The sequence below is a fragment of the Blautia sp. MSK17_66 genome (assembly GCF_020538025.1).
Taxonomy (GTDB): Bacteria; Bacillota; Clostridia; order Lachnospirales; family Lachnospiraceae; genus Blautia_A.
On sequence record NZ_JAJBNQ010000092.1, the window covers coordinates 1 to 450 of the forward strand.

Below are 450 nucleotides of genomic sequence, written 5' to 3' on the forward strand. Positions count from 1 at the left end.
GAAAGCATGGGATAAAACTGGTACTGGGCTATACAGTAGAAGGATTTAAAGAAAAGGACAATGGAGTAGAGGTTCTATTAAAAGATAATCCATCCCTTCAGGCTGATATGGTGGTGCTGGCAATCGGAGTTACACCAGACACAGCATTAGCAAAAGAAGCTGGTCTGGAACTTGGCATCAAGGGAAGTATCGTAGTGAATGACAGAATGGAAACTTCTGTACCGGATATTTATGCAGCAGGTGATGCAGTTCAGGTAAAACATTATGTTACGGGTGATGATGCGCTGATCTCTTTGGCCGGACCAGCCAACAAGCAGGGCAGGATCATCGCTGATAATATTTGTGGTGGTGACAGCCGTTACCTGGGCAGTCAGGGAAGCTCCGTTATCAAAGTATTTGATATGACAGCAGCCACTACAGGTATCAATGAAACCAATGCCAAAAAGTCAG

General features: G+C 44.7%; 1 protein-coding gene. It reads left to right on the forward strand.

The window, feature by feature from the left end; genetic code table 11:
* On the forward strand, positions 1-450 hold a 450-nt coding region (locus tag LIR34_RS17615; RefSeq protein ID WP_173705885.1), incomplete at both ends, for an NAD(P)/FAD-dependent oxidoreductase.